The sequence below is a fragment of the Pelagicoccus mobilis genome, from assembly GCF_016595505.1.
GTDB classification, from domain to species: domain Bacteria; phylum Verrucomicrobiota; class Verrucomicrobiia; order Opitutales; family Opitutaceae; genus Pelagicoccus; species Pelagicoccus mobilis.
This window is the reverse complement of record NZ_JAENIL010000039.1, coordinates 1-23195: the sequence shown is the minus strand read 5'-3', so window position 1 is coordinate 23195 and position 23195 is coordinate 1. Positions and strand designations below refer to the sequence as shown.

Genomic DNA, 23195 nt, shown 5'->3' with positions numbered 1-23195 from the left:
TCGGGATCTCTATTTTACTGTCTGGGTCACTCCGACTCGATCGAGCACTTCCTGCGGAGGTCCGTTGAAAGTTGGTGAAGGCACATTACCAACATAGCCAATCGCCTTCCAACCGGCTGGCGTCCCGTAGTACGCCCCCATGCAAATGCTCGTAAACTCGTGAAGGAATCCGGCAACTCGCTTGGCTAGGGCGTCCTTGCTTCCCTCTCCCGTAACTCTATCCAATAGTTTCGCCCTCAGCTTCAGTGACAGCCCCGAAAATCGCTCCCCTTCCAAATTGAGGCTCAACTCCTCGATATCCTTCAAGCCAGGCAGTATCTTTTTGCGGGCCGCTTGTTGACGCGGATAAGGGGCGCTCACCCACTCATCAACAAAGTCCGGAACGCGCAATGAGCTAGCGGCTGGGCCGTATTCATCCTCTGGTAAAATCGTATCCGCGAGGGCAGTGACAGTTTTCCGTTGTGATGAAGTTAAAGTCAAAGGCCAGTGATCTCCTGGTTTAAAGATTCCTGCGACCTTCGGGTCTTGTCCGTATCCCTCTGCACCTACCGCCCCTTGACCAAACGACAGGGCAGGACCGAACTGCGAAACCGCCGCTGCAGCAGTGAACCACTTGATGATGTCTCTTCGCGATATGCGGCTTTGTTCTCTTTCCGTCTTCATAGTGATTAGAGATTTCCTTTGGCTGACTGTTCGATGATGTAATCCGCGCAACGCCAAGCGAGAGCCATGATCGTCAGTGTCGGGTTCTTGTCGGGGTTGGAAACGAAGGTAGACGCATCGCACAGAAACAGATTCTTCACGTCCCACGTCTGACTCCATTTATTGCATACAGAGTCTTTCGGAGTGAATCCCATGCGAGCCCCTCCCACTTCATGCTTCACGTTCCCTCCTGGGCGTAGGATATCGTGACCAGACTTTGCAAGGGGGCGCGTTGCCTTTCCACCCATCGCATCAAAAATTTCGGCAAACGTTCGCTCGGCGTGCAGCGCCATGTTCAGTTCGTAGTCCGACCACTTCCAATGCCAACGGACCACCGGCACTCCCCACTTGTCTTTTACCTTAGGATCGATCTCCGCAAAAGAGTCCTCATTCGGGATCATCTCCCCGCGACTCGCCAAGGTGATGAACGATCCATAATACCGACGGGCCTCTTCCTTTAGCTTGGTTCCGTAGAGGCCTCGCAGATATCGCATCGAAACAGGACTATTGCCTCCAGGCATATTGCGAGTCGAACCCACCTCTATGTGATAGCCACGAGGGAAATCGAGCTTCCCCTTGCGCTGAGCCTCGTGGCCCCACCACGGGCTGTAGAAATGACTCCCTCCTGCCCCATCCTCATTATGCGGCGGCAAGTTCTCGAGAGCAGGGATCTGTCCCTGTAGCCCCATCGCAGCCGTATCCGTTATGTACCTACCTACGATCCCACTTCCATTCGCCACTCCCTCCGGATGTCGGTTGCTCCTAGAGTTGAGCATGATACGCACTGTTTCGCCGCTGCTCGCCGCGAGTATCACAACTTTGCCTTTCACCCTCTCTTCCTTTCCGGTGGTCTTGTCGATGAACACCACTCCAGTAGCCTTTCCATCGGGTCCTGTCTCCACCTCCCGAACGTGCGCATTCGCGATGATGTCGAGATTCCCAGTTTCTTCCGCAGGGGGAAGATGCACGATAGTGCTCTGGTAGGTAGCACCAATACTGCAACCGCGTCCACAAGAGGTGGCGTAAAAACAAGCGGCCCGGCTCCGCATCGACTTCGCCACGATCTCCTGCGCCTTTTTGTTTCCTGGGTGCAATTTTGCAGGAATAGTATCCGCGGCGAGAGGTTTGGTCAGTACCGCACGGTGTATTGGCACCACGGGCACGCCGACCTTCTTTCCCGCCTTCTGAGTAAGCAGGTCTCCGATTCGTCCCTTGGGCGGGGGCTGCAGAACACCCGGCGGCGAGTCTGGCACATTCTCCAAGCCTTCATTCGTACCGTGAACTCCAATCAGCATTTCGACCTTGTCGTAGTACGGTTTCACCTCCTCGTAAGAAATCGGCCAGTCAAAACCGAGCCCATCGTAGCTATACGGTTTGAAATCGTAGGGTCCGTTACGGAGCGAAATGCGGCCCCAGTGGTTGGTACGCCCTCCCATCATGCGAGCCCGCCACCAGGTGAATCGACGCTTCTTGTCGTCGCTTCCTTGCGTGTACGGTTCCCCCGGAACGTCCCACCCACCATCTACTGTCGCGTCCCAAAATCCCATGTCCTTATCGGGAGTAGAAGTGCCCCCGAGGGGTGCTTGATCCGGACGGTTAAACATCGGAGTTTCAGTGTATGGATTATAAGAACGGCCTGCTTCAAGCACCACACACTTTAGTCCGGCAAGTGTGAGAGAATAAGCCATTTGCCCGCCTCCAGCCCCGGATCCCACGATCACGGCATCATACTGTTCTTTCGCTTCAGATATAGAAATTGTTGGCATATGCGATTCTACTTAGATTCTCGCGAGTTCCGTCCTTAAGTTTCGGATACTCTTCTCAAATTCGATTTTCTGGTGACGCTGCTCGAACGCCTTTTTGCTTTCACCTTGAGCAGGCTCGACAACTAACTGCGGCTCTCCCCTGCGGACCAAAGCGAGGAACTCTCTGATGCCAGCTGCTTTCGTGTTTGGAAATCCCTCCCAAAACTCATCCGTCAAAAAAGGAATCGGCCGCTGCGAATTGGAAATGGTTTCTACAAAAAAGGGAGCGTCCGGACACTTCGCTTTAAACAGCTTCAGATAGGCGGGAACATCCATCATCCCCTCTCCAATCGCAGTCCACTGGAACGTGCCCCCCTCAGGAGCCTCCCACACTGTGTAATCACGAATGCTGGTACAGAGCACATGATCCCCAAGAACCTCAAGCTGCGTCATCGGATCCTCCATCGCCCAAAGGGCGTTCCCCGGATCCAACATGACTCCGAGCAAATCGCTGCCCACCTCATCGATCAGCGCCAGAATCTCCTCGGACCGCGTATCCGCAGCATGATTCTCGAAAGCGAAACGAACGCCAGCATCCTCAGCCCGTGAGCGCGTCGCTTTGATAACTGATGCCGCTTCTTCTAGACGAGCCTCAATCCCACCCTCGGTATAACGATCCGCTATCGCCCCGATCCTGCAATTGACAGTGGGTGAACCAAGGTCAGTCGCCACTCTAACACCCAAAGCCAGAGTCTCCTCTGGCGATCCGAAGCGGTCCCTGTATTTCTTAACACCAATACTGATACCTCCCGCTCCGATTCGAATCTGCAAGCATTTCGACTCCGCCGCCTCACGCACTCTGCGGAGATAAGCCGTATCCAAACTCTTGAAGTACTGCAGCCCATTGAAAAGCACCGCGTCGAGTTTCAGAGAAGCCGCGTACTCGATGAGCTGCATGGCTTCCCACTTCATGGCTCGTACGGAGTGAGCATCCAATCCAAGCTTTAAAGGAAGATTCGGGAGAGTGGAACCACGCAGCATCGTTCCACTCGATACAACTGCTCCCGCAAGAACAGCTATTTTCTGCAGTGCCGATCGTCTGTTTATTTCCATCATCGAGCAGAGGCTTTAGGCTCTCCCGGCGTATCGATACCGTCTCGTACGGGCGCCATCTTACACACGGGAATCTCATCTCGAAGAATCCTCCCCGCCTGTCCGGTCAGGTACAAATAGTAGTCACTGGGTAGACCTTCATAGGTCAAAAACTTACCTCCGTTTCCTGTAGGGGGTTCGTTGGTACATTTAAAAATAGCTGTGCCTTCATCGACTTCGTCAAACATGGCGACATAGATCATCTTTACCCCTGACTGCTTAGCCTGCATTAGCTGCTCCCAGAAGAACTGCCCCTTTAGTCGCGGAATTGCTCCAAGCTCTGTCCCCTTCATATTGTGCCAGCTGAAACCTGGAAACACGACCGGTAGGAAATCCGGTTTTCTCTCTTCACACCAGTCAACGTCAGGCGCCCAGTATTTCTCAGCGTGACCTGCAACTTGATCCAGCCGTTTGTAGCGACCAGGCGTCCACGGGCTGACAACATCCACCTTTTCCAACAATGCATGTAGGTCCTTCGTCGATACAGCGTCGCGATCCAAGGTCCTCCAACCGGTCGGAACACCGAGCATAACCGAGCAACCGTTCCGTTTAAGAAACCTCACCAAGTCACTGCATTCTTCCAAGGTGTATTTCCGGGGCTTGATTTTGTCGTTAAACCCGATTCCCCAAACCGCAACCAGCGGTTTCCCATTGTGACTTTGATACGCAGGATCCTTGGTGATCCGCATCTTCTTCTTCAGCTCCTTCCAATCCTGTTTGACCAACTCAGTGCCTCCCTTTGGCAACCCCGTTAAGTCGTACATAACTGCATAAGAACGCCCCGCCCGATTCGCTCCTTCGCGAGCATTAGAAAGCACTACATTCTTATGATGCTTTGACTCCTCTCTCCTTAACCCATGGGCAAAGCGCTGCACGAAAGCTCCATCGATCCCATAATCCCTCATCCACTCAAAATGGCGGATCACAGTCTTTTTGTTATGCGAACTGAATACATAGGCTGGCTCTCCGTTTTTGTGCGTGAACCCCGTCTCGTACTTCTCGTCGTCGTCCAGTTCCGACATATCCGGCCAAAGATCGACCGTAACACTTCCCGGAGCGAATGGCTTGCCCTTTCCACGCCCCCAATGTGTCCACCCCAACCCCGCGCCATCGCCAGGCGTATTAAACCAGCCCTGATAGCCAGTCATAATCTTACCATCCAATGTACTTGTATCGACTCCTAGGAGCGAAGGACCCGAATACGGTTTCAGTAGATTCGGATCTTCAGTTTTTGCCCAGACTGCCTGATTCGACAAAACTGTGCTTAGGCAAAAAAGGAACAAACGTAGCACTGCGCGTGCTGAGAATGATGTAGCCACAATTCTTTTAGGGAGTTAGGGGTTAATCGCTTCTGTGTGTCACAGATAAACTCCGAAAAGCAGCGAGAGGTAACGGAATATTTTACCCTAAATCCGAGTGAGCGGATACTCACCTAGAATCACTTCCCCATAGTCTGGGCAGCGTCGTCCGTTTTGTAGAAACCTTGCTTGAGCACGCGTTGCAGCTCTCGATCGAGTCGTTTCACGACATCGGGGTGCTTTGCGGCGAGATTCGTCGTTTCTCCGGGGTCCTCCTCCAAATTGTAAAGCTGGTGCTTCGGTCCCTTGTTCGAAAGCTTCTGCTGTTTGAAATAACCATCCGAGAAACCTCCCGAGCCTTTTCCATTGATGTACTTCCACTTTCCGTCTCGTACGGAGAACAATCCACGGGCTGACTCCAAGACCAACGACTCGCGATCACCTTGAGTACGACCTTTCAACACCGGAAGAAAGCTAATGCTATCCGGCCCCTCGTCAGATGAGGGTTCCCGCCCAATAACGTCCGCCATCGTTGCGAAGAAGTCGGTAAAACATATCAACTCGTCGGATACACTTCCGCTCTTCACATCTCCAGGCCAACGAACAATGAACGGCATACGGTGACCACCTTCCCAAGCGTCGCCCTTCATGCCACTCAAGCCCTCAACGGAATCATGTCCAAACTCCTTAACATCCGTCGGGTACCACACAGGACCATTGTCCGAGGAAAATAGAACGATCGTATCATCTTCCATCCCAGACTCCTCAAGCGCCTTCATCACACGCCCCACCATGTGGTCTACCATGACCATGAAATCCCCGTACATCGAAGCGCCACTCGAACCTAAAAATTCCTCGCTCGGTAGCCACGGCGTATGAGGGGCTGGATACGCGAGGTACAAAAACAAAGGATCGTCCCCATGCAAACGCGAGTGATCGCGAATCACTCCCACCGCCTCATCCGTAAAACGCGGTAAAACATCTTCTAGCTGCAAGTTGGGAGCGATTCCCCCTTCACGCCAAAATGCGCCCTGGATTTTGGTCCACCCATCACTGTAGTTCGCATCGATCGATTCGTACGGTTCCACCAAAGCGCGATCCCCTTCGATGTAAAAGTAAGGCGGAATATCCGTCGAAGCACGCATACCGAAATACGTATCAAATCCCCGATCAACGGGACCACCTGGCAAGCGGTTTTCGTAGCCGTCTTCCTTAAAACCAAGGTGCCACTTCCCAACCATCGCGGTTCGATACCCCTCTCCTTTCAACATCGACGCGACCGTCACTCGATTCTCATCAATCAATGGCTGTTCCCGCCAAACCGAATAGTTGATCCGAAACGGCAACTGTCCGGTCATCAATCCATACCGCGAAGGATGGCAAACCGACCCCGCCGAGTGAGCATCCGTAAAACGCATCCCCTCCTCGGCTAAGGAATCAATATGCGGCGTAGGAATCTTGGAGTTCTCGTTGTAACACCCCAAGTCCCCATACCCCATATCGTCGACCAAGATAAGAACGACATTTGGGAGAGACTTTCCCCAGGAAATCGAGCAGCAAACCAAAAGAGCGAGACCAAAAAAGAGTTTGTTAACCATTCTGTACAACCACTCCAGATAAAGCGTTTCTTTACGCTATCGCTTGAACAAGCTTCCGCTCCTCGCCCAGAAACACAAAAAGGCTCTCCTGTAATAACTTACGAAAAGGCTTTTCTAAAAGGGTCTGGCTAGCGGGATTCGATATCGAAAGATCTCCTCTAGGACAGCAGTTTACAGCCTCTTCCACTGCAAATAGCGGCAGTCAGACGCAGGAAACAGCACTTGATTTTTCTGAAAACTGACTGAAAAAAAATCCAAACGAACGATGTTTCCAAAGCTCGCCAAGGTCTTGAGAGCGTCGATGAAGGCCTATCCAAATGCGAGCATGACATACTCGATGGAATCGCCGTTCTTGCCAGAGGCGGAGCAACCCAAGCGGATAAGTTTTCGATTCCCACTACTTATCATCATAAAGCTGGTAATCCTTATGGTTATGAAGGTGCTTTTCGACTGATTTGGGATCAAGATACGCTTCCTTGAAGCGTTTTCCTGGCTTGCTTTGCCAGAACGGATCCGAGTCCATTACAGCAGGGTAACTTTCCAAGAATTGGAAAAATAGCTTCCTCGCTGATGCATGCTCTGGATTCTCATCCACACGTTCGTATCCGTTCCAAAACCTGTTTTCGCCCGTATAGTAGAAACGACCGTTCGGCATGCCTAACATAGGATTGTAGACTTCCAATAAGTGGGTCTTCGAGCGAACCAATTGGGACGTAGAAATGTATCCATGAATCAATGGTTTCGTTGTTTCCGAGTCTCCCTCTAGAAACTGTCTCAAGCTCTTACCATCGAAGGGAGCCTTCTGCTTTGGGTCTGCACCAGCGTACTCAGCCAAAGTTGGAGCGATATCGGAGAAGTCCATCAATTCATCTGTTAAGCCACGTTTCTTTATCCCCCCACCCGCGGCCATGAAAACAACATGGCAACCGCGCTCGACTCCTCTTGTCTTAGCAGTGATCGCAGTGCCGTTATCAGAGCAAAAGATGATGATCGTACTATCAGCAATCCCCAGATCCTCTACCTTCTTCTGTATCCGCCCTACAGTCGTATCCAAATGTTCGATCAAAGAACGAAACCGCTCCTGCCCGTCTTTCTGCCCCTTCTTTCCGAGATCGCCAACTTCGCCTCTCAAGGGATTCGTTGGCATACCAGTGCGGGTACCATGTGGAGATACCGTGGGCCAGTATGCGAGAAATGGTTTCTCCGCCGTCACTTGTCGCTCCATAAAATCGATAATGAAGTCGGCACAAAGGTCGGGACCAAAATCATCGTCCGCTACATCCAACAACTCACCATTGCGGACCAAAGACGGCTTCCAATACCTCGAGGGCGTCTTGGAATCCTCCCAGGAACAGTGCTCTTCCTTGAGCTCCTTTCCTGTTGCGTGCAGCACTTCCCGAGGCCCCTCCCACAAACAATACTCCTGAAAACCGACCTCAGGTTCGTAAGGCATCTGGCTTCCCGCATGCCACTTCCCAGCAATCGCAGTAGCGTAGCCAGCATCAGCCAGCATTTTCCCGAAGGCCAAGTGGTCTTTGTAAATCGTCTCCCTGCAATCATTGAGCCACATCCCATTTTGCAGAGCTCCTGTAGTGGATCCGTACTTACCCGTCATGATCAACGCCCTGGACGGACCGCACATGGCCGACGCGTAGGCAGTTTTGAAGGCAACCCCCTCCTCAGCCAGCCGATCGATGCTAGGCGTGCTCGCAGCCAACTCCATCCCATGCGGCGTCAGATCAGCAAAACACGAGAACATGTCCGGGCTGACATCATCAGCCATGATCAGAATAATATTTGGCTTACGCGCCAGCGCCGGGAGAGCAGCGAGCGCTACGAGCCCCAAGTACAATAGCTGTTTCATCATCTAAAAGTCATTTCACCTTCAAGATCCATGTTACCAAGAACCTCGGCTTAATCCCAATAGCTTCCCTCGCGACGGATACGCGCCCTGTGATCCCTCAGGGCCTTCAGCATTCGTTCGACCACGTCCGCATTCTCCTCAGCGCGATCGATCCGCTCTCCTAGGTCCTGCTCTACTTGAAACAGCAGCGGTGTTTCCATCGAGGCGGAAAATCCGTAATCCGTCTTCAATTGCGAGGTAAGCTTCACATGCAGCTTCCACGGACCTTGCCGGAACGCATACTCATCGTTGCGAGGCCCCGAATATATCAAACTAAAAGGTTCAACCGCTCCCTCTGCTTCCTCTGATAGGAGCGAGGCTGAAATGTCGCGCCCATCCAACGACCGTATCTCCGGCGTATCCACTCCACACAGGCGGAAGACTGTCGGCAAAACATCTAGGGTACTCGCTGGATTCTGGTCGATACCGCGGGCAGGAATAGTCCCCGGCCAATAGAAAATACCAGGCACTCGATGCCCACCCTCCCAAGTGGAACCTTTGCCATCACGAAATGGATACGCATAACCAACGTGCATACGAGCCTCGCCATACTTGGAGAGAGTTTCCGTCTCCCGAAATTTCACCCACGGACCATTATCGGAGGAGAAAACAATAAGCGTATTCCTCTCGATCCCCTCGTCCCTTAATGCGTCTACAATGCGCCCGATAGAGTGATCGACTTCCTCCATCACATCGCCCAACAAACCTCGCCGCGACACTCCTTGAAACGCCTCACTCGCATAGAGTCCGAGGTGCGGCATGTTGTAAGCCACGTAGGCGAAGAACGGCTCATCGCTCTTTTCATGAATAAACTCAATCGCTGCATCCGTGTAGAGTTTCGTCAGCTGCTCGCATACCTCAGGATTCGACGGCAGGTCCTTCGCCAACTGACGGTACCCCGTTGTCGGAACCGATCCACTCGGGTCACTCCGCAGCAGCTGAGCAACAGCATAGTCGTGCGATACATTCGTTCCGATCCATCGATCAAAACCATGAGCGAGCGGCAACGAATCGGGCGAGATCCCGTTCTTTGCATTGGGACTTCCTAAATGCCACTTGCCAAACATCCCCGTCGCATAGCCGGCACTTTTCAGTCCCTCCGCCAAAGTGATCTCCTTCGGATGAAGGTAACGCCCCGCGTCCGGACCAACCACCCAAGAGCCAAGTCCAGAGCGCGAAGGGTAACGTCCCGTCAGCAAGGAATAGCGCGATGCGGAACACGCGGGAGAGGTCACATAAAACTGCGAAAAACTTACTCCCTCCTGTGCGAGCCATGAAATATTGGGAGTGCGAACAGTCGGATTTCCGTTATGACTGAAGTCACCATAACCCGCGTCGTCGAGGAAGATCACAATCACGTTAGGTCGGTCCAAAACCTCGCGACCAAGCCCAACAACAGGAAGGCTGAACCCCAAAAGAAGGAGAATCTGTACAAATCTTATCACTTAAAGCTCTCTCCCTTCCTTTTCACCAACGACGGAATTGTTTCAGGTTCGTAATCCTTTCCATTAATACTACGGATCACCGACCGAGACCACTCATCGAGTTGCTTCTGCATCGCTCTGAACCGGACCGCATACTCCGGACGAGAAGACAGATCCCGAGCTTCCATTGGATCGTCCTCAAGATTGTAAAGTTCGTATCTGCTGCCGTCTTCGAGTCGATGTAGCTTCCACGGCCAATCCAACCAAGCAGCATGCCCAGTCTCCACGTCTTCCGGAAACTGAGGAAACGCATCGATATCCTTTCGCATACGCGACGGATCGTGCGGCAACGGAGCCCCGGCAGCCTGCTTTTCCATGATCGCTTTAAGAATCCGATCATTCCAAGTAGCCTGCCCATTTTGGAACAGGTGCCAGAATCCCATCGGCTTCTCGCGTTCGGTCACTTCCCCGGAAAAGACACCAGACATATCAACTCCGTCGAGCAGATGCGGATTAGCCGATTCCACGCCCGCCATGGCAAGCAAGGTCGGAAGCATATCACAGGTCCACACCGGAACCGCACTCCGCCCTTTGAGCTGACTCGCGGGCCATTCAATGATCGAAGGCACTCGTAGCCCCCCTTCGTAAAGACTACCCTTCTTCGCCCGTCCACCAGAGGTCTCATGCACTAGACCGCCGTTATCGCTGCAGTACCAGAGAATCGTGTTTTCTGCTAGTCCCATGCGTCTGAGTTCTCCGCGTAAACGCCCGAGCTGCTGGTCGAGGAGCGTGATCTCACGATAGTACCCAGCATGCTCCCGTCCCTCATAGAGGCTTTCCCCTTCTGGAACCTCTTCGTGCGGATCGTGCGGCGACGGGAACCACACAACCGCAAGAAAGGGCTGATCGCCGCGCTTGTGTTTTTCCAAAAACGCCCAGGTATGATCCATCACGTGCACCGAGCCTTTTCCTGTTCGACGCTCCACAACACCGTTGCGACTCAGATAGGGATCGTTGTCAAAAAAGTTAAGCCCGATCACCCACTCATCGAAGCCCATCGCTGATGGATTCGCGGGCGAGTCCGGCTGGCCGGATCCCAAATGAAGCTTTCCGAAAATCCCCGTCGCGTACCCCGCCTCACGGAGTATTTCAGCGAGCGTGATCTCCTCCTGCCGCATATATCGCCCGTGATTCGGCACTTTAGCCCGAATCGGATTACGTCCTGTCAATATGCTCGCCCGGGTCGGGGAACAAACCGGAGCCGCCGCGTAGAAACGATCAAAAACGAACCCCTCGTGGGCCATAGCATCCAGATTCGGCGTCTGTACAAAAGGGTGTCCCGTGTATCCAGCGTCCCCATACCCTTGATCATCAGCCATGACCAAAACAATATTGGGACGATCATCCGCTGCCCAAACAGCCGACAACAAGGCGAAGAGGACCGGAAAAGTAGAAAGCCACGTTTTCATAGATCTGAAAAAGTCTAGGGCTTACGCTTCGATAGCACTTCGAAGTCTCGGTATCCCGGAGCATCATAGTAATCCCGCAGCCTGTAGTACTCAGCTGTCACGCGCTTCCTAACATCTGCGTATTCCTGATTCTCATACACGTTCTCCATTTCCGCTGGATCGCGTTCTAAATCAAAAAGGTTCCACTCGTCAGTCGCGGGAAAGTAGATCAATTTATGGCGATCCGTTCGAACGCCAAAATGCATAGGTACGCTGTGCTCCCCCTCTTCGTAGTAGGCATAATAAACCGACTCACGCCACTCATCAGCCTCTCCTTTTAGTACAGGCAACAGCGAACGCCCCTGGACATCTTCGGGAACCTCTAAACCGGCGATCTCCACAAAGGTGGGAGCATAGTCGATATTTTGAATCATTTCCTGCGGCCGCGAGCCTGGCTTGATCACGCCCGGCCAACGAATCAAGAAAGGCATCTTGAACGACTCTTCGAACATCCATCGCTTGTCGAACCAACCGTGTTCGCCGAGGTAGAATCCCTGATCCGACGAGTAGATCACGATGGTGTTTTCCGAAAGGCCGTTCCGGTCGAGATAGTCCAGAACACGTCCTACATTTTCATCCACGCTCTTCACAGTCGCCAGATAGTTCCGCATGTAACGCTGATACCGCCAGCGCACTAAATCCTCATGGCTCATTCCACCCGCCTTAAACTCGGCCAAGAAGGCGTGGTTCAGCGGTCCGAAATGCGCGTCCCAAGCTCTCTTCTGAACAGGAGTCATTCGATTATATTCAGGCGTTCCATGCTTATCCCACCCCGGCAGCTCCACCCCCAAATGCTCGTCTTTGCGAAGTTTCAGATCGTAGGCCCAGTGGAAGTGCCGATCGATCTCCATTTCGTTATTTGGCAAGGTCGAGCTACGCGTGGAGTAATCGTCGAACAAGTTGTCGGGTTCAGGAATGTCCACTCCATCAAACGTATCCAAATGTCGGATCGCTGGAGCGAAGGTGCGATGCGGTGCCTTATGTTGACACATCAGAAAAAACGGTTTGGATTTATCACGCCCTTCCAGCCAGCTTAGCGCTTTATCCGTCACCACATCCGTAGCGTAGCCTTCGACTCTTTTTCTTGAGCCGTCCATCTGCAGCAACACCGGATTATAGTAACTGCCCTGCCCAGGAAAAACTTCCCAGTGGTCAAAACCGACCGGATCGGACTTCAGGTGCCATTTACCAATTACCGCAGTCACATAACCAGCCTCTCGAAGCGCTTTGGCCGACGTCCACTGCGATCCATCAAAAGGACCAGACACATTGGTCATGAAACCATTCTTGTGACTGTGTTTGCCTGTCAGGATGCACGCTCGTGAGGGACCGCAAATCGAATTGGCCACAAACGAGTTTTCAAAGATAGCCCCCTCCTCAGCGAGACGATCGATATTCGGTGTTGGCGCTACCGCAGCCAATCGCCCCCCATAGGCAGAGATCGCGTTTAAGGCGTGATCATCCGAAAAGAGAAATACGATGTTGGGACGCGCCGCCGCCTCATGTTTCTCTGCCGAAGCATAAGAGGCGAGCATCCCAAAGAGGAACGACAACAAAAAGAGCCTATTGATGATCATTTCGAAATCAGTGTGCGTGTGACTTTCTTCATCGGATAATTCTCTTATCGGAATCCCCGCATACGGTTGTGTAGTTTTGCGTTCAATCGAGTCTCCAACCTAGGTCGTGACCACTAAACAAAGGGGTGAAACCATCAGCAAATTTTGACCACACGTAATGAAGTGGAAACGTTATTTTTCCGATAGGGTTTAATAGCAAGGAGGATTGGAAAACTGATAAAGGCATGAGCCTAACTATACATAATATGGCTAAAAGGCGTCTTGTATAATTCGCGCATCTAGGTGTAGGACCAATACGGATCGACCGGGCTCAAACTTGCCCATTCCCCTTATCTTTTATGCTTCCAAAGCGCTGTAGGGCTGGCGCTCGCCGCATTGCAGGATCCGAAGTCCAAGGGAGATGAGGCATGCCGCGAGCGGCAGCCCTACAAAAATGCGCTCCATTGCATGTGGCATGCGACCCAAAAAAATGGGCCAAGCTGCAAAGAAATCAACTTGACCCACCGTCAATCCTTGAATGCCAAGACAAGCGAATCGCTACTATTTCACTAGCACACCACTTTGCCCTGACATCACAAATCTAGAAGGAGAAGGTATTAGTTAAGGAGAAGGATCGAGGTTCTTGGATACGCCATGCATAGATCTCTCCCGTATCCGGAATGTCAACACTTTCGGTTGCACGGACACCTACATAATCGTCATCGTCCAGAAGGTTTTGGATGTTCAACTGAATTTTCCAATCGACCTTGCCATCTCGGATCTTGCGACCGTAGGAGAAGTGCATCCCAGTAGTCAGTAGCTCCTCACCGTAGAATGGCTTGCTGATATCGACTTTGCCCTCCTCGTCCGAAGCATAGCCGATCGCCGCCTTATCCTTCCACTTGATGTTTCCTCCGATAGAGAATCCTTTCAAGGCTCCTTCAGTGAATCTGTAGTTAGTGAGATAGCTGAACGCCCACTCTCTTTGCGACTGCTGCGCTCTACCTTCCTCCGCTTTCTTCAAGTCGAGATCCCGCTGCATCTGCTCGATCGCGTCATCGACCGTTCTTCCGGATTCGTTGAGCGGCACGTCGCCGTATGCCGAAGCAAATGCGGAATCGAAGTGCTCTGCGAAGTATTGGTTAGCAGATGGGTTGATATTGTCCTGAATCGCCTCGTTGCGACTTCCAAAGAAAATCATACGCCAGTTGCTGTTTGGACTATAGGTCCATCTCATCTCCAGACCTTCCACGCTGATATCGCGCGTGTCGGCAACTGTCCCTTCGAGCTCGTTGAGATTATCAGTAAACATTTCCTGATCAGCGATGGAACCAACTTCCTCTTCGATCAGACCATTCCAAATCTCTCTCGCTCGAGTAAGCACCTGCCCAGCGCCGGTTCGGTTATTGAGCTGGCCGCCTTCGAACCAAGAGAGAGAGCCATTGAGCTTACCATTGAACATCGATGCCTTGATACCGACATCCTTGGTTTCTCCAGTTGCGAACGGCAATGGACGACCTTGCAGATTCGGATCCGAAGCTGACGGCTGGAAGTTGGTGGACTGATTAAAGCTGAGAGAAAAGCTATCGAGCAAACCGCGGTCGCGCAGCAGGTGATAGACCGCTCCCACTGAATAAGTGCCCTCCTCAATGTCTGAAACCGCTTCGTTCCGAGTTCGAACCAAAGAAGGATCGTCGAAGTCGACACGTGTTCCATCCGCGTTCTTTACCCACGCGCTTCCAGCAACGTCGTCGACGTCAGATGTATCGATGCGGTATCCAAGCGTAGTTACCAGTCGCTTATTGAAGAAGTGGCTTTGGCCCGCAGCCATATAAACGTTCTGTTTCGTTTCGGTGTTGATGCCGGAGGTGAAATTCAGGTACTCGGCAGTTACGCCTTCTAATGCGGAAAAGTCACTCGCCCAATCTCTAGGGTCCAACGACTCCCCATTCTGGCGAGCTCGATCTCCACCTACAGGATCCACATAAAATACGGTCATAATCCGATTCTGTCCATTGGTCGCGACGGGGTGGAATCGTTCTGTATCCGTATTGTAAAGACGGTTCCGGTTCGTGAAGCGGCGACCGATGTTGTGCTGAGCCATCAAAGAGAACTGATGTGTTCCCAACCACTCTCCCTTCTCGCGAAGGTCGAGTTCGTAGGTCGTCGTCCAACGGTAGTTTTCGTTCTCGTAGAGAAACTCGCGTCTTTCCGCAGTACCTCCACCGAAGAAGAAGCTGCCTTCATTGGGGTTCGGGCTACCATCAGGGAGTACTGAAGTCGCATCCGCAAACATGTGCGTACCGCCAGACCAGTAAATGTCCTTTTCGTGCGATTGGCGGAACATGGCGAACTGCATGTAGAGATTGTCGCTGAGCTTCTGCTCGAGAGAGAGATCGCCAATCCAGAACTTACGATCATTTAAGCGGTGGTTCCCCATGCTTTGAGTGTGATCCATGAAGTCGAAGTCGAGCGAAGCATTCCGAGCCGGGGAACCGACTTGGTATCGATCAGAGATCGCATAGCGACGCCAGTTCTGAGCGCGATTCACGCTTGGATCATTAGAGCCAAAAGCGATTCTCAACTGATTACCCCCCGTCGCCTGAACGATTCCCTCATTGGATCCTGGGTTACTTCCGTCCCAAGCAACCGTTGGCATTCCCGCATCGCGCCAAGCGCCCATGCGGTCCACGCTAATCGTAGGCGTTGCAGTATTCGCTTCGCTGTCGCCGTATTCGAGATTTGCGCTAATCGTCGTTTTCTCAAACGGCTTCCATGTAACAGCTCCATAGATACGCTCCTGATCTCTCCATTGCGTATCGCGAAAGAACTCTCGTTCCTCATTCAAGAGATTGACCCGAATAGCGAGCTTGTCCTCCAAAAGGATACGGTTCACTGCGAACTCAAATCGCTGCGATCCGTAGTCGTCCGCACGATGCCTGAACTTAGCGCTATCCTTTCCCAGGTTAGCGACTTGCGTTTGCGTATTGATGATACCAGCCGGGCTGGCGCTTCCGAACAAGATCGAGTTCGCGCCAGCGGAGAGAGTTACACGGCTCGAATTGTATCCATCCATCGATGGCATGAACTCGCCAATCGGTGCTGTGAAGTAGTTTCTCGCCAAGGCCTCCGACTTGATGCCTCGGATGGTGATGCCGGTCGAACCTCCACGGAAAACCTCGTTTCCTCCGTTTTCGTTTTCTTGAGTCGTCACCATCTCAGAACTTGGGAGGTAGTCAGCCAGTTCGTTGAAATCAGATATCCCCAAGTCATCCATAACATCTTTGGATACCAGGGTAATGGAGGCACCGATGTCCTCCACATCAGCTCGCAAGCGGCTTCCTGCAAGCGTATCAAGAACTTCGTACCCCGATGATTCGGTTGAACTGACAGTGAAAGGTGAGAGCTCGAAGACTTCCTCATCGCCCTCTTGGGCCATCATGAGGCTCGACGAACATAGCAAAAGGCTCGTAACACCAAGCCTTCGAATCATAGGTTCTGACCGAAATGCAAAATAGGGAGTCAGGTATTTATTCATAGTTTTTCGGTTGTTATTGTTCTAGTTATAGTTGCGTCCCTGTCCGTTGAGTTCGTTCGGCCTAGAGAGTCGCTTATGATCGAATCGCTGGGGCAGCCATTTGATCGGAGAGTCGTGTAATCACAGATTTCAGAATGCGTGACCAAACAACTAGCACGTGCTAGCTTTGGGCTAAAAATTCTGGCTGCATTACGAGGGGGTTAAGGTGGGGTAAAACAAGTTTGCTCGGTAAGTAGTAGTCGGGCTGCCTGCGGCAGGACGATGCACAGCTCTAAATCCCAAGAGTCCACACATCGGTGATGTATCGAACCTTTATACCCCATCCACGCGAACAGGCGTTAGTAAGCTCGTAACATGAGACTAAGAAAATACAGACACCTCTCTTCCACTTATCTATCAGAGACTTACAAAACTGCTAAAAACAGCGATCCCAAACCGATAGATAGCTGATTTGCAATCGTGTTACGGTGTTCGCATAACAAATCTGACAGCAAACGGGAAACGACCGATGCTAGCCACGAGCGAACGCAATACCCTATATCGAACGACAGGGTCCTGCAGCAAACGAGAATCAGCTAACGCACAGAAGATCGTCTCTCTATCAGCTCGTTGAAGCTAATGAGAATCTTCGAAGCGACCTTGTTGCCGGGATCATCCAGCAGCTCCAGAGCAAGCGACGCGGCTTTGCTCCCGAGCACTTCGCTTGGGATCGCCATGGACGACAGGCCTATGCTTGGAAATCCGCTCCCTGGCTGATCCCCCATCCCCACAAGAGCCACATCCTCGGGTACGCGAAGCCCCATCTCTTCGAGCACACCAATCGCTTCGATCCCGTAAACATCCAAACCCGCAAAGATCGCATCGGGGCGGTTTGCCTCATCAGAAAAAAGCCTTTCGACCTCGCCGCGAACGGATCCCGCAAGCGGAAAGGTCTGTATCCAATCCTCATTCACCGGAAGATCCGCCGCTTGAAGACAGCTCCGAAACGCCTCGAGACGAGCTCGGAACATCGGCCGCTGATCTCCCCAGCCAAGGAAGGCAAAACGCTTTCGCCCGAGCCCGATTAAATGCCGCATAGCCGTATCCGCCGCTTCGCGAGCGTTCCAAGCAACAACGTTGATATCAGGCAACTCATCCAAGGTATCGTTAAGGAAAACCAGAGGAGTGTCGGTCTTCAAAATCCTCTCATAGGCTTCGATCCCTTCCTTGAAAGGGATACAGATAATCGCATCGAAGCGATGCTGAAGCATCAGCTCTACCTCCTTCATCTGCAGTTCCGGATCAAACTGGTGAGTGGACAAGAATACTGAATAGCCCCTCTTGCCCAGAGCTTGCTTGATCCCATTCAGAGACTCGTCAGCCCAATTATGCTTCAAGTGATTATAGAGTAGGCCTACGATTCCGCTACGCTCGCTTCGCAAGGACTTCGCCATCGCATTCGGCACATATCCGAGCTCACGGGCAATATCCAAGACACGCTTCTCGGTCTTCTCCGAAATTTTCATCTTCCGGGCTTTTCCGCTCAAAACGAAACCAGCGGTCGATACTCCGACCCCAGCCTTCTCCGCAATCATCGCTGTACTAATCTTGGATTTCATCAGTCTCGTCCCAACTAGGAAGAACTAGCTGCTTAAATCAAGCCCACTGTAGCCCTGCTTCACCATAAGATCTGGGAAAATCCCATTGACACAACTAGTACGTCCTAGTCTCTTACTAGCAACCTTAATCGTACGTTGATGGATTTTAACCTCTTAATCATCACCCCGGACCAACTGCGTGCGGACTACCTCGGCTGCTACGGACACCCGAACATTGGCACCCAGCACATTGATCGTTTAGCGACGGAAGGCGTTCGCTTTTCGAACTGCTACTGCCAGGCTCCGCTCTGTGCCCCAAGCCGGGTCAGTTTCACAACGAGCACCTATGTCGGCGAACACGGCTGTCGCAATTACTGGTCAACTATCGGTACTCATGTGCCCAACCTCGTCAGCACCCTCAAACAAGCGGGCTACCGCACCGGCATGTTCGGCAAGAACCATCTCTTCAAGTACGACGAACTGCCGGAGGTATGGGACGAATACGACGAGATCTGCTTGGGCAACTACGACGGGCATCCGGACTACGAAAAGGCCTACAGCTCTTTTCGCCTTGAGGCCAATCACCTCTATAACATTACCAAGCGACTCACCCAACAAACGATCAATTTCATGGATGGGTCGGACCGACCTTTCCTAGCCTGGGTCAACTATCAAGATCCGCACCCGGCGTTCACCTGCCCTTCCCCTTACAAGGAAATGTTCGATCCCGCAAAGGTCGAGATCCCCCGCTCCTTCTACCATTACGACGCTGATAAACAGCCCGTACGCAACGAAGTCTGGCGTAAGCACTCGGACATGGATTCCTGCAGCGAGGAGGACATCTCCAAAGCGATCGCCACTTACATGGGGCAAATTCGCTATGTGGACGATTGCGTCGGGCTTCTGCTAGAAGCCTTAGAACGCTCTGGCACCGATAAGAAAACGGTCGTCCTCTTTTTCTCGGACCACGGCGAACTGCTCGGCGACTACCGCATGACTCACAAGCTCCCCGCCTTCTACGATTGTCTGACTAAGATTCCTGCCATCATTCGCCACCCCGATGGACGCTGGGCTGGATCCACTGTCGAAGCACTGACCGAAGAGATCGACCTGGTCCCCACCCTACTCGAAACACTCGGTATCCCAATTCCCCCTACAATGGTCGGCAAGTCCTACAAATCCGAATTAGATTCTGGAAACGTGGCAGGTAAGGAAAGCGTGATCAGCGAAGCCGGCGGAGGTGCTCCCACATGGAAAGATCCGATCGACGGATACATGATCAACGCCCCGAAACTCCCCACCAGCCTCGGCCCCGGTTCTATGATCCGCAAAGGCGACTGGAAGCTCAGCATCTACCACGACGATCTTTGCGAACTTTATAATCTCAAAGATGATCCACACGAGATGAATAACCTGTACGAGCGTGAATCGTGCAAAGCGATCCGAGAAGAGCTCACCTTATTGCTTCTCAAACGAACTCTTGGCGTTAAGAATCGAGACGTCGGCATGGAGTGGCCCGAGCAAGACTACCCAATCGATGTACGTTTTGAGCCACTACAAAAGTCCCATCACGACATCAGCCACATAACCGGCATCGCCACAAGCAAGACCCCAGTCCCCAGCAAGTGAAGATCAACGCCCTAGATTCCAGCATCATTCTACTCTATTTCGTGGCCATCATCGGGCTCGGGATATGGATTTCACGACGACAAGCCAAAGGGGGACGCGAGTTCTTCCTGGCCGGCAACTCCATGCGCTGGCCCTTCATAGGGGCCTCCCTCTTCGCTACAAACATCTCCAGCCAGCAGTTCGTGGGACAAGCTGGACTCGCCTTCACAGTAGGGATCATTGCAGGCGGATTTCAAATCATCGGGGCAGTCTGCTTTATCTTCTTAGCCGCATTCTTCATTCGCATCTACATGGGACTGAAGCTCGCAACCTCGCCAGAGTTTTTCGAAAAACGCTACAGTGGTCGCTGCCGCACCATTGTTTCATTCATCAATCTGATGATGATCATCCTAGGCAACATCGCCGCAGCCCTCTACGCCGGAGCGCTTGTGCTCACTCACCTTCTCGGGTGGGACCAGATGGAGAACGCCAACCTTCTTTACTGGGTATCCGTTTTCCTAATTGGAATAGCAGCCGGCACCTACACTTTGATGGGAGGGCTCAAGGCTGTCATTTACTGCGACTTCGTGCAAATGATCGTACTCATGCTCGGAGGAGCCTTGCTGCTATTCTTTGGCATTCAAGAACTCGGAGGCATCGATGCGATCTTCGCCAGCAAGGAAGCCACTACAGGTGAATCCATGTGGTCGTTGGTTCGCCCTTGGAACCACAGTTTCGGTTGGCTTCCGATGTTGACCGGAGCCTTTGTATTGGGAGTACACGGACACTGTACCGACCAGGACTACGTGCAACGCGCTCTCTCAGCCGGTAACATTTACCACGCTAAGATGGGGGCCCTCTTCGCAGGAGTTCTCAAAACACTCGCCCTGCTCTTCATCGCCGCGCCTGGTGTCGTCGCTGCGCAACTCTTCGTCGATCAAGACATCGTCGCCCGAGACAATGCATACGTCAGCCTTCTCACCAACGTAATGCCCACCGGACTACTCGGCCTCTGTCTAGCCGGTCTTCTCGCTGCGATTATGTCCAGCGTCGACTCCGGACTCTGCGCCTGCGGCTCTCTGCTGACCTTCGACTTCTTCGCCAAGATCAAAAAGAATGCCACCGAGAAGGAACTCCTCAAGGACGGCCGCATCATCATGGTCGTACTCCTCGTCGTGTGCATGCTCATCGCTCCCTTCATTCGAAATTTCAAAGGCCTCTTCGACTACCTTCTAGCGATTTGGGCGTTCCTAGCACCTGGCGTGTTCGTAACCGTGCTCTTCGGGCTCTTCTACAAGCGGGCCACGGAACGAGCCGCCTACTGGACTCTCGTCGTTGGCTGCGTATTGGGATTCGCTGCATTCTGCCTGTTGAATCTTCCCGCCCTCGCAGACATCAAGTCAGCCCTCCCTCTCCATTTTCAAAACAAGCTGAACCTCTCTCCACTCATTGTTCTGATCTGCATCTGTACCATGGTCGGCATCAGCAGACTTGGCAAAAAAACGGAACAAGACATCGAAAAAGCTAAACTGGTCACGATCCCAGATGGTCAGTTCGTCATGTCCGAGGAGGAGAACAAGAAATACCAACGCTTCCTCGTAGGACTCCTGATCTTCATCGCTTCGGTTGTGGCCCTTTTCTCTCCAATATTTTTCTAGGTATCCATTTTTTGCTACACTAAGTCCCCAAGAGATAATCAATGAAACACTCTATACTCACTAGTACCCTGCTTCTCCTGAGCGCCACCTTCGCGTTACAGGCGAAATCAGAGAAACCAAACATTCTGTTCATCTTCGCCGATGACCTTTCCTACGAAACCATTGGGTCCTTCGGAATCCTAGACATCGACACGCCTCACCTAGACAGGCTCGCCGAAGCGGGCACGACGTTTACCCACAGCTACAACATGGGCGCCTACAATGGCGCTGTTTGTGTCGCGAGTCGGGCGATGCTCAATACGGGACGATTCGTTTGGAACACCTTCAAATACGACACCGGCAAGATAATGAATGAAGAAGCCGACGCAGGCAAAATGTGGTCCCAGCTCATGAGTAAAGCCGGCTATCGCACCTACATGACCGGGAAATGGCACGTCAAAGTGAAGCCTGAGAAAATATTCGACGTCGCCGCCAATGAACGCCCCGGAATGCCTAAGGCGGTGCCCGAAGGTTACAACCGCCCGCTCGATGAAGCTGATTACGAGAAAGGCTGGAAGCCATGGGAAGCCAAATGGGGAGGATTCTGGGAAGGCGGTAAGCACTGGAGCGAAGTCGTGGCGGATGATAGTATCGAGTTCCTCAACGACGCCAAAGACCGCGACGAACCCTTCTTCATGTACCTCGCCTTCAACGCTGCTCACGACCCGCGCCAAGCCCCTAAAGAATACGTGGACCGCTACCCGCTCGATCGCATCGAGCTACCAAACAACTTCACTCCGAAATATAAATACCAAGACGAAATCGGCTGCGGCAAAGAGCTACGCGATGCACGTCTCGCACCCTTTCCGCGCACCGAGTACTCGGTTAAGGTCAACCGCCAGGAGTACTTCGCCCTCATTACCCACATGGACGACCAGATCGGCCGTATCATCGAAGCCCTCGAAGAAACCGGCCAAGCCGACAACACTTACATCGTCTTCACCGCTGACCATGGTCTTGCCGTCGGACGCCATGGCTTGATCGGCAAGCAAAACATGTACGACCACAGCGTACGCGTTCCTTTCATGATCGTTGGCCCAGAGGTCGAAAAAGGGGCCAAAAATGAAGCCCCGATCTACCTACAAGACATCATGCCAACCGCCCTTGAGCTAGCTGACGCTCCAATCCCTGAATACGTTGAATTCAAGAGCCTACTTCCCCTGCTCGAAGGAAAGAGGAAAAAGCACTACGATTCAGTCTACGGTGCCTACAAAGGCCAGCAGCGCATGATCATCAAAGATGGCTGGAAGTACATCACCTACCCGACCGCCAACGGTACACGTCTCTACAACATGGAGGCCGACCCATTTGAGAAAAACGACCTGTCGCAGAATCCCGAATACGCTTCTAAAATCAAGAAGTTGCACAAAAGCCTACAAAAGCTCAGCAAAGAGCTAGACGATCCACTCGACTACGAAGACCCAATCACCAGCTGGAATAAGGTATCGCCTCCTAAGAAAACGAAAAACAACAAAGGCGGGCACTAAGCGACGGAAAAGCAATCCACCCCAATCAATATCCCCATCTCCAGCAGATGGGGATTTTTAATCCCTACGTGGGAAGCGGCCTTGTGCCGCGATCTCAAACAGACAGCATCCTGATGGATGCCCCTTATGCGAGCTCATGTGGGAGCGTGCTCGTCACGCGAATTTCAGCGTCAAAACCAACGAAAAGCGGACGTATCGCGACACAAGGTCGCTTTCCACAAAAAACAAAACCTTGCACAGGAAAAGTGACACTACATTCCAGCAGCCGTCACAGAGCTCCAGACTTCGCCCGGCACAACACCACCAACGGAACCACCTCGTCCAAGTGGCACCGAGCTGTGGAAGACCAAAGAGACTGTCCAATAATTGTGGGAGCGTGCTTGTCACGCGATTGCTGAATAT

General features: G+C 52.4%; 14 protein-coding genes. 3 read left to right on the top strand and 11 right to left on the bottom strand.

Annotated elements, in window-relative coordinates; all coding sequences use genetic code 11:
- Positions 1 to 9: 9 nt before the first annotated feature.
- The 11 genes from JIN87_RS19125 to JIN87_RS19075 form a co-directional block, all read right to left on the bottom strand.
- Positions 10 to 663, bottom strand: coding sequence for a gluconate 2-dehydrogenase subunit 3 family protein (locus tag JIN87_RS19125; RefSeq protein WP_200357218.1), 654 nt, complete (start codon positions 661 to 663; stop codon positions 10 to 12).
- 5 nt (positions 664 to 668) lie between these two features.
- Positions 669 to 2468 carry a GMC family oxidoreductase gene (locus tag JIN87_RS19120; protein WP_200357217.1) on the bottom strand — a complete coding sequence of 600 codons (1800 nt, stop codon included), beginning with the start codon at positions 2466 to 2468 and terminating at the stop codon, positions 669 to 671.
- A 12-nt stretch (positions 2469 to 2480) separates the two neighbouring features.
- Positions 2481 to 3563, bottom strand: a complete 1083-nt coding sequence (locus tag JIN87_RS19115) for a sugar phosphate isomerase/epimerase family protein (RefSeq protein ID WP_200357216.1) — start codon at positions 3561 to 3563, stop codon at positions 2481 to 2483.
- Complete coding sequence (locus tag JIN87_RS19110; protein WP_200357215.1) at positions 3560 to 4855, bottom strand: glycoside hydrolase family 99 protein; 1296 nt, start codon at positions 4853 to 4855, stop codon at positions 3560 to 3562. Before JIN87_RS19110 ends, JIN87_RS19115 begins: the two co-directional genes overlap by 4 nt.
- A gap of 182 nt (positions 4856 to 5037) precedes the next feature.
- Positions 5038 to 6495, bottom strand: coding sequence for a sulfatase family protein (locus JIN87_RS19105; protein ID WP_200357214.1), 1458 nt, complete (start codon positions 6493 to 6495; stop codon positions 5038 to 5040).
- A gap of 397 nt (positions 6496 to 6892) precedes the next feature.
- The gene (locus JIN87_RS19100) at positions 6893 to 8362 is read right to left on the bottom strand and encodes a sulfatase-like hydrolase/transferase (RefSeq protein WP_200357213.1); all 1470 of its coding nucleotides are present in this window, start codon (positions 8360 to 8362) and stop codon (positions 6893 to 6895) included.
- Positions 8363 to 8409: 47 nt separating this feature from the next.
- Positions 8410 to 9843 (bottom strand): sulfatase family protein, encoded by a 1434-nt coding sequence (locus tag JIN87_RS19095; protein ID WP_200357212.1) that lies wholly within the window; start codon positions 9841 to 9843, stop codon positions 8410 to 8412.
- Positions 9840 to 11291: a sulfatase family protein gene (locus JIN87_RS19090; protein WP_200357211.1), complete on the bottom strand. Its 1452-nt coding sequence runs from the start codon at positions 11289 to 11291 to the stop codon at positions 9840 to 9842. Before JIN87_RS19090 ends, JIN87_RS19095 begins: the two co-directional genes overlap by 4 nt.
- 14 nt (positions 11292 to 11305) lie before the next feature.
- Positions 11306 to 12907, bottom strand: coding sequence for a sulfatase family protein (locus tag JIN87_RS19085; protein ID WP_200357210.1), 1602 nt, complete (start codon positions 12905 to 12907; stop codon positions 11306 to 11308).
- 580 nt (positions 12908 to 13487) lie between these two features.
- Positions 13488 to 16328: a TonB-dependent receptor gene (locus JIN87_RS19080; protein ID WP_200357209.1), complete on the bottom strand. Its 2841-nt coding sequence runs from the start codon at positions 16326 to 16328 to the stop codon at positions 13488 to 13490.
- 671 nt (positions 16329 to 16999) lie between these two features.
- Positions 17000 to 18022 carry a LacI family DNA-binding transcriptional regulator gene (locus tag JIN87_RS19075; RefSeq protein WP_200357208.1) on the bottom strand — a complete coding sequence of 341 codons (1023 nt, stop codon included), beginning with the start codon at positions 18020 to 18022 and terminating at the stop codon, positions 17000 to 17002.
- A gap of 138 nt (positions 18023 to 18160) precedes the next feature.
- Here JIN87_RS19075 and JIN87_RS19070 point away from each other — a divergent pair, with 138 nt between their 5' ends.
- The 3 genes from JIN87_RS19070 to JIN87_RS19060 are packed head-to-tail and all read left to right on the top strand — an operon-like array spanning position 18161 to position 22793.
- Positions 18161 to 19630: a sulfatase family protein gene (locus JIN87_RS19070; RefSeq protein WP_200357207.1), complete on the top strand. Its 1470-nt coding sequence runs from the start codon at positions 18161 to 18163 to the stop codon at positions 19628 to 19630.
- Positions 19627 to 21267, top strand: coding sequence for an SLC5 family protein (locus tag JIN87_RS19065; protein WP_200357206.1), 1641 nt, complete (start codon positions 19627 to 19629; stop codon positions 21265 to 21267). Before JIN87_RS19070 ends, JIN87_RS19065 begins: the two co-directional genes overlap by 4 nt.
- A 41-nt stretch (positions 21268 to 21308) precedes the next feature.
- Positions 21309 to 22793 carry a sulfatase family protein gene (locus JIN87_RS19060; RefSeq protein ID WP_200357205.1) on the top strand — a complete coding sequence of 495 codons (1485 nt, stop codon included), beginning with the start codon at positions 21309 to 21311 and terminating at the stop codon, positions 22791 to 22793.
- Positions 22794 to 23195 lie beyond the last annotated feature (402 nt).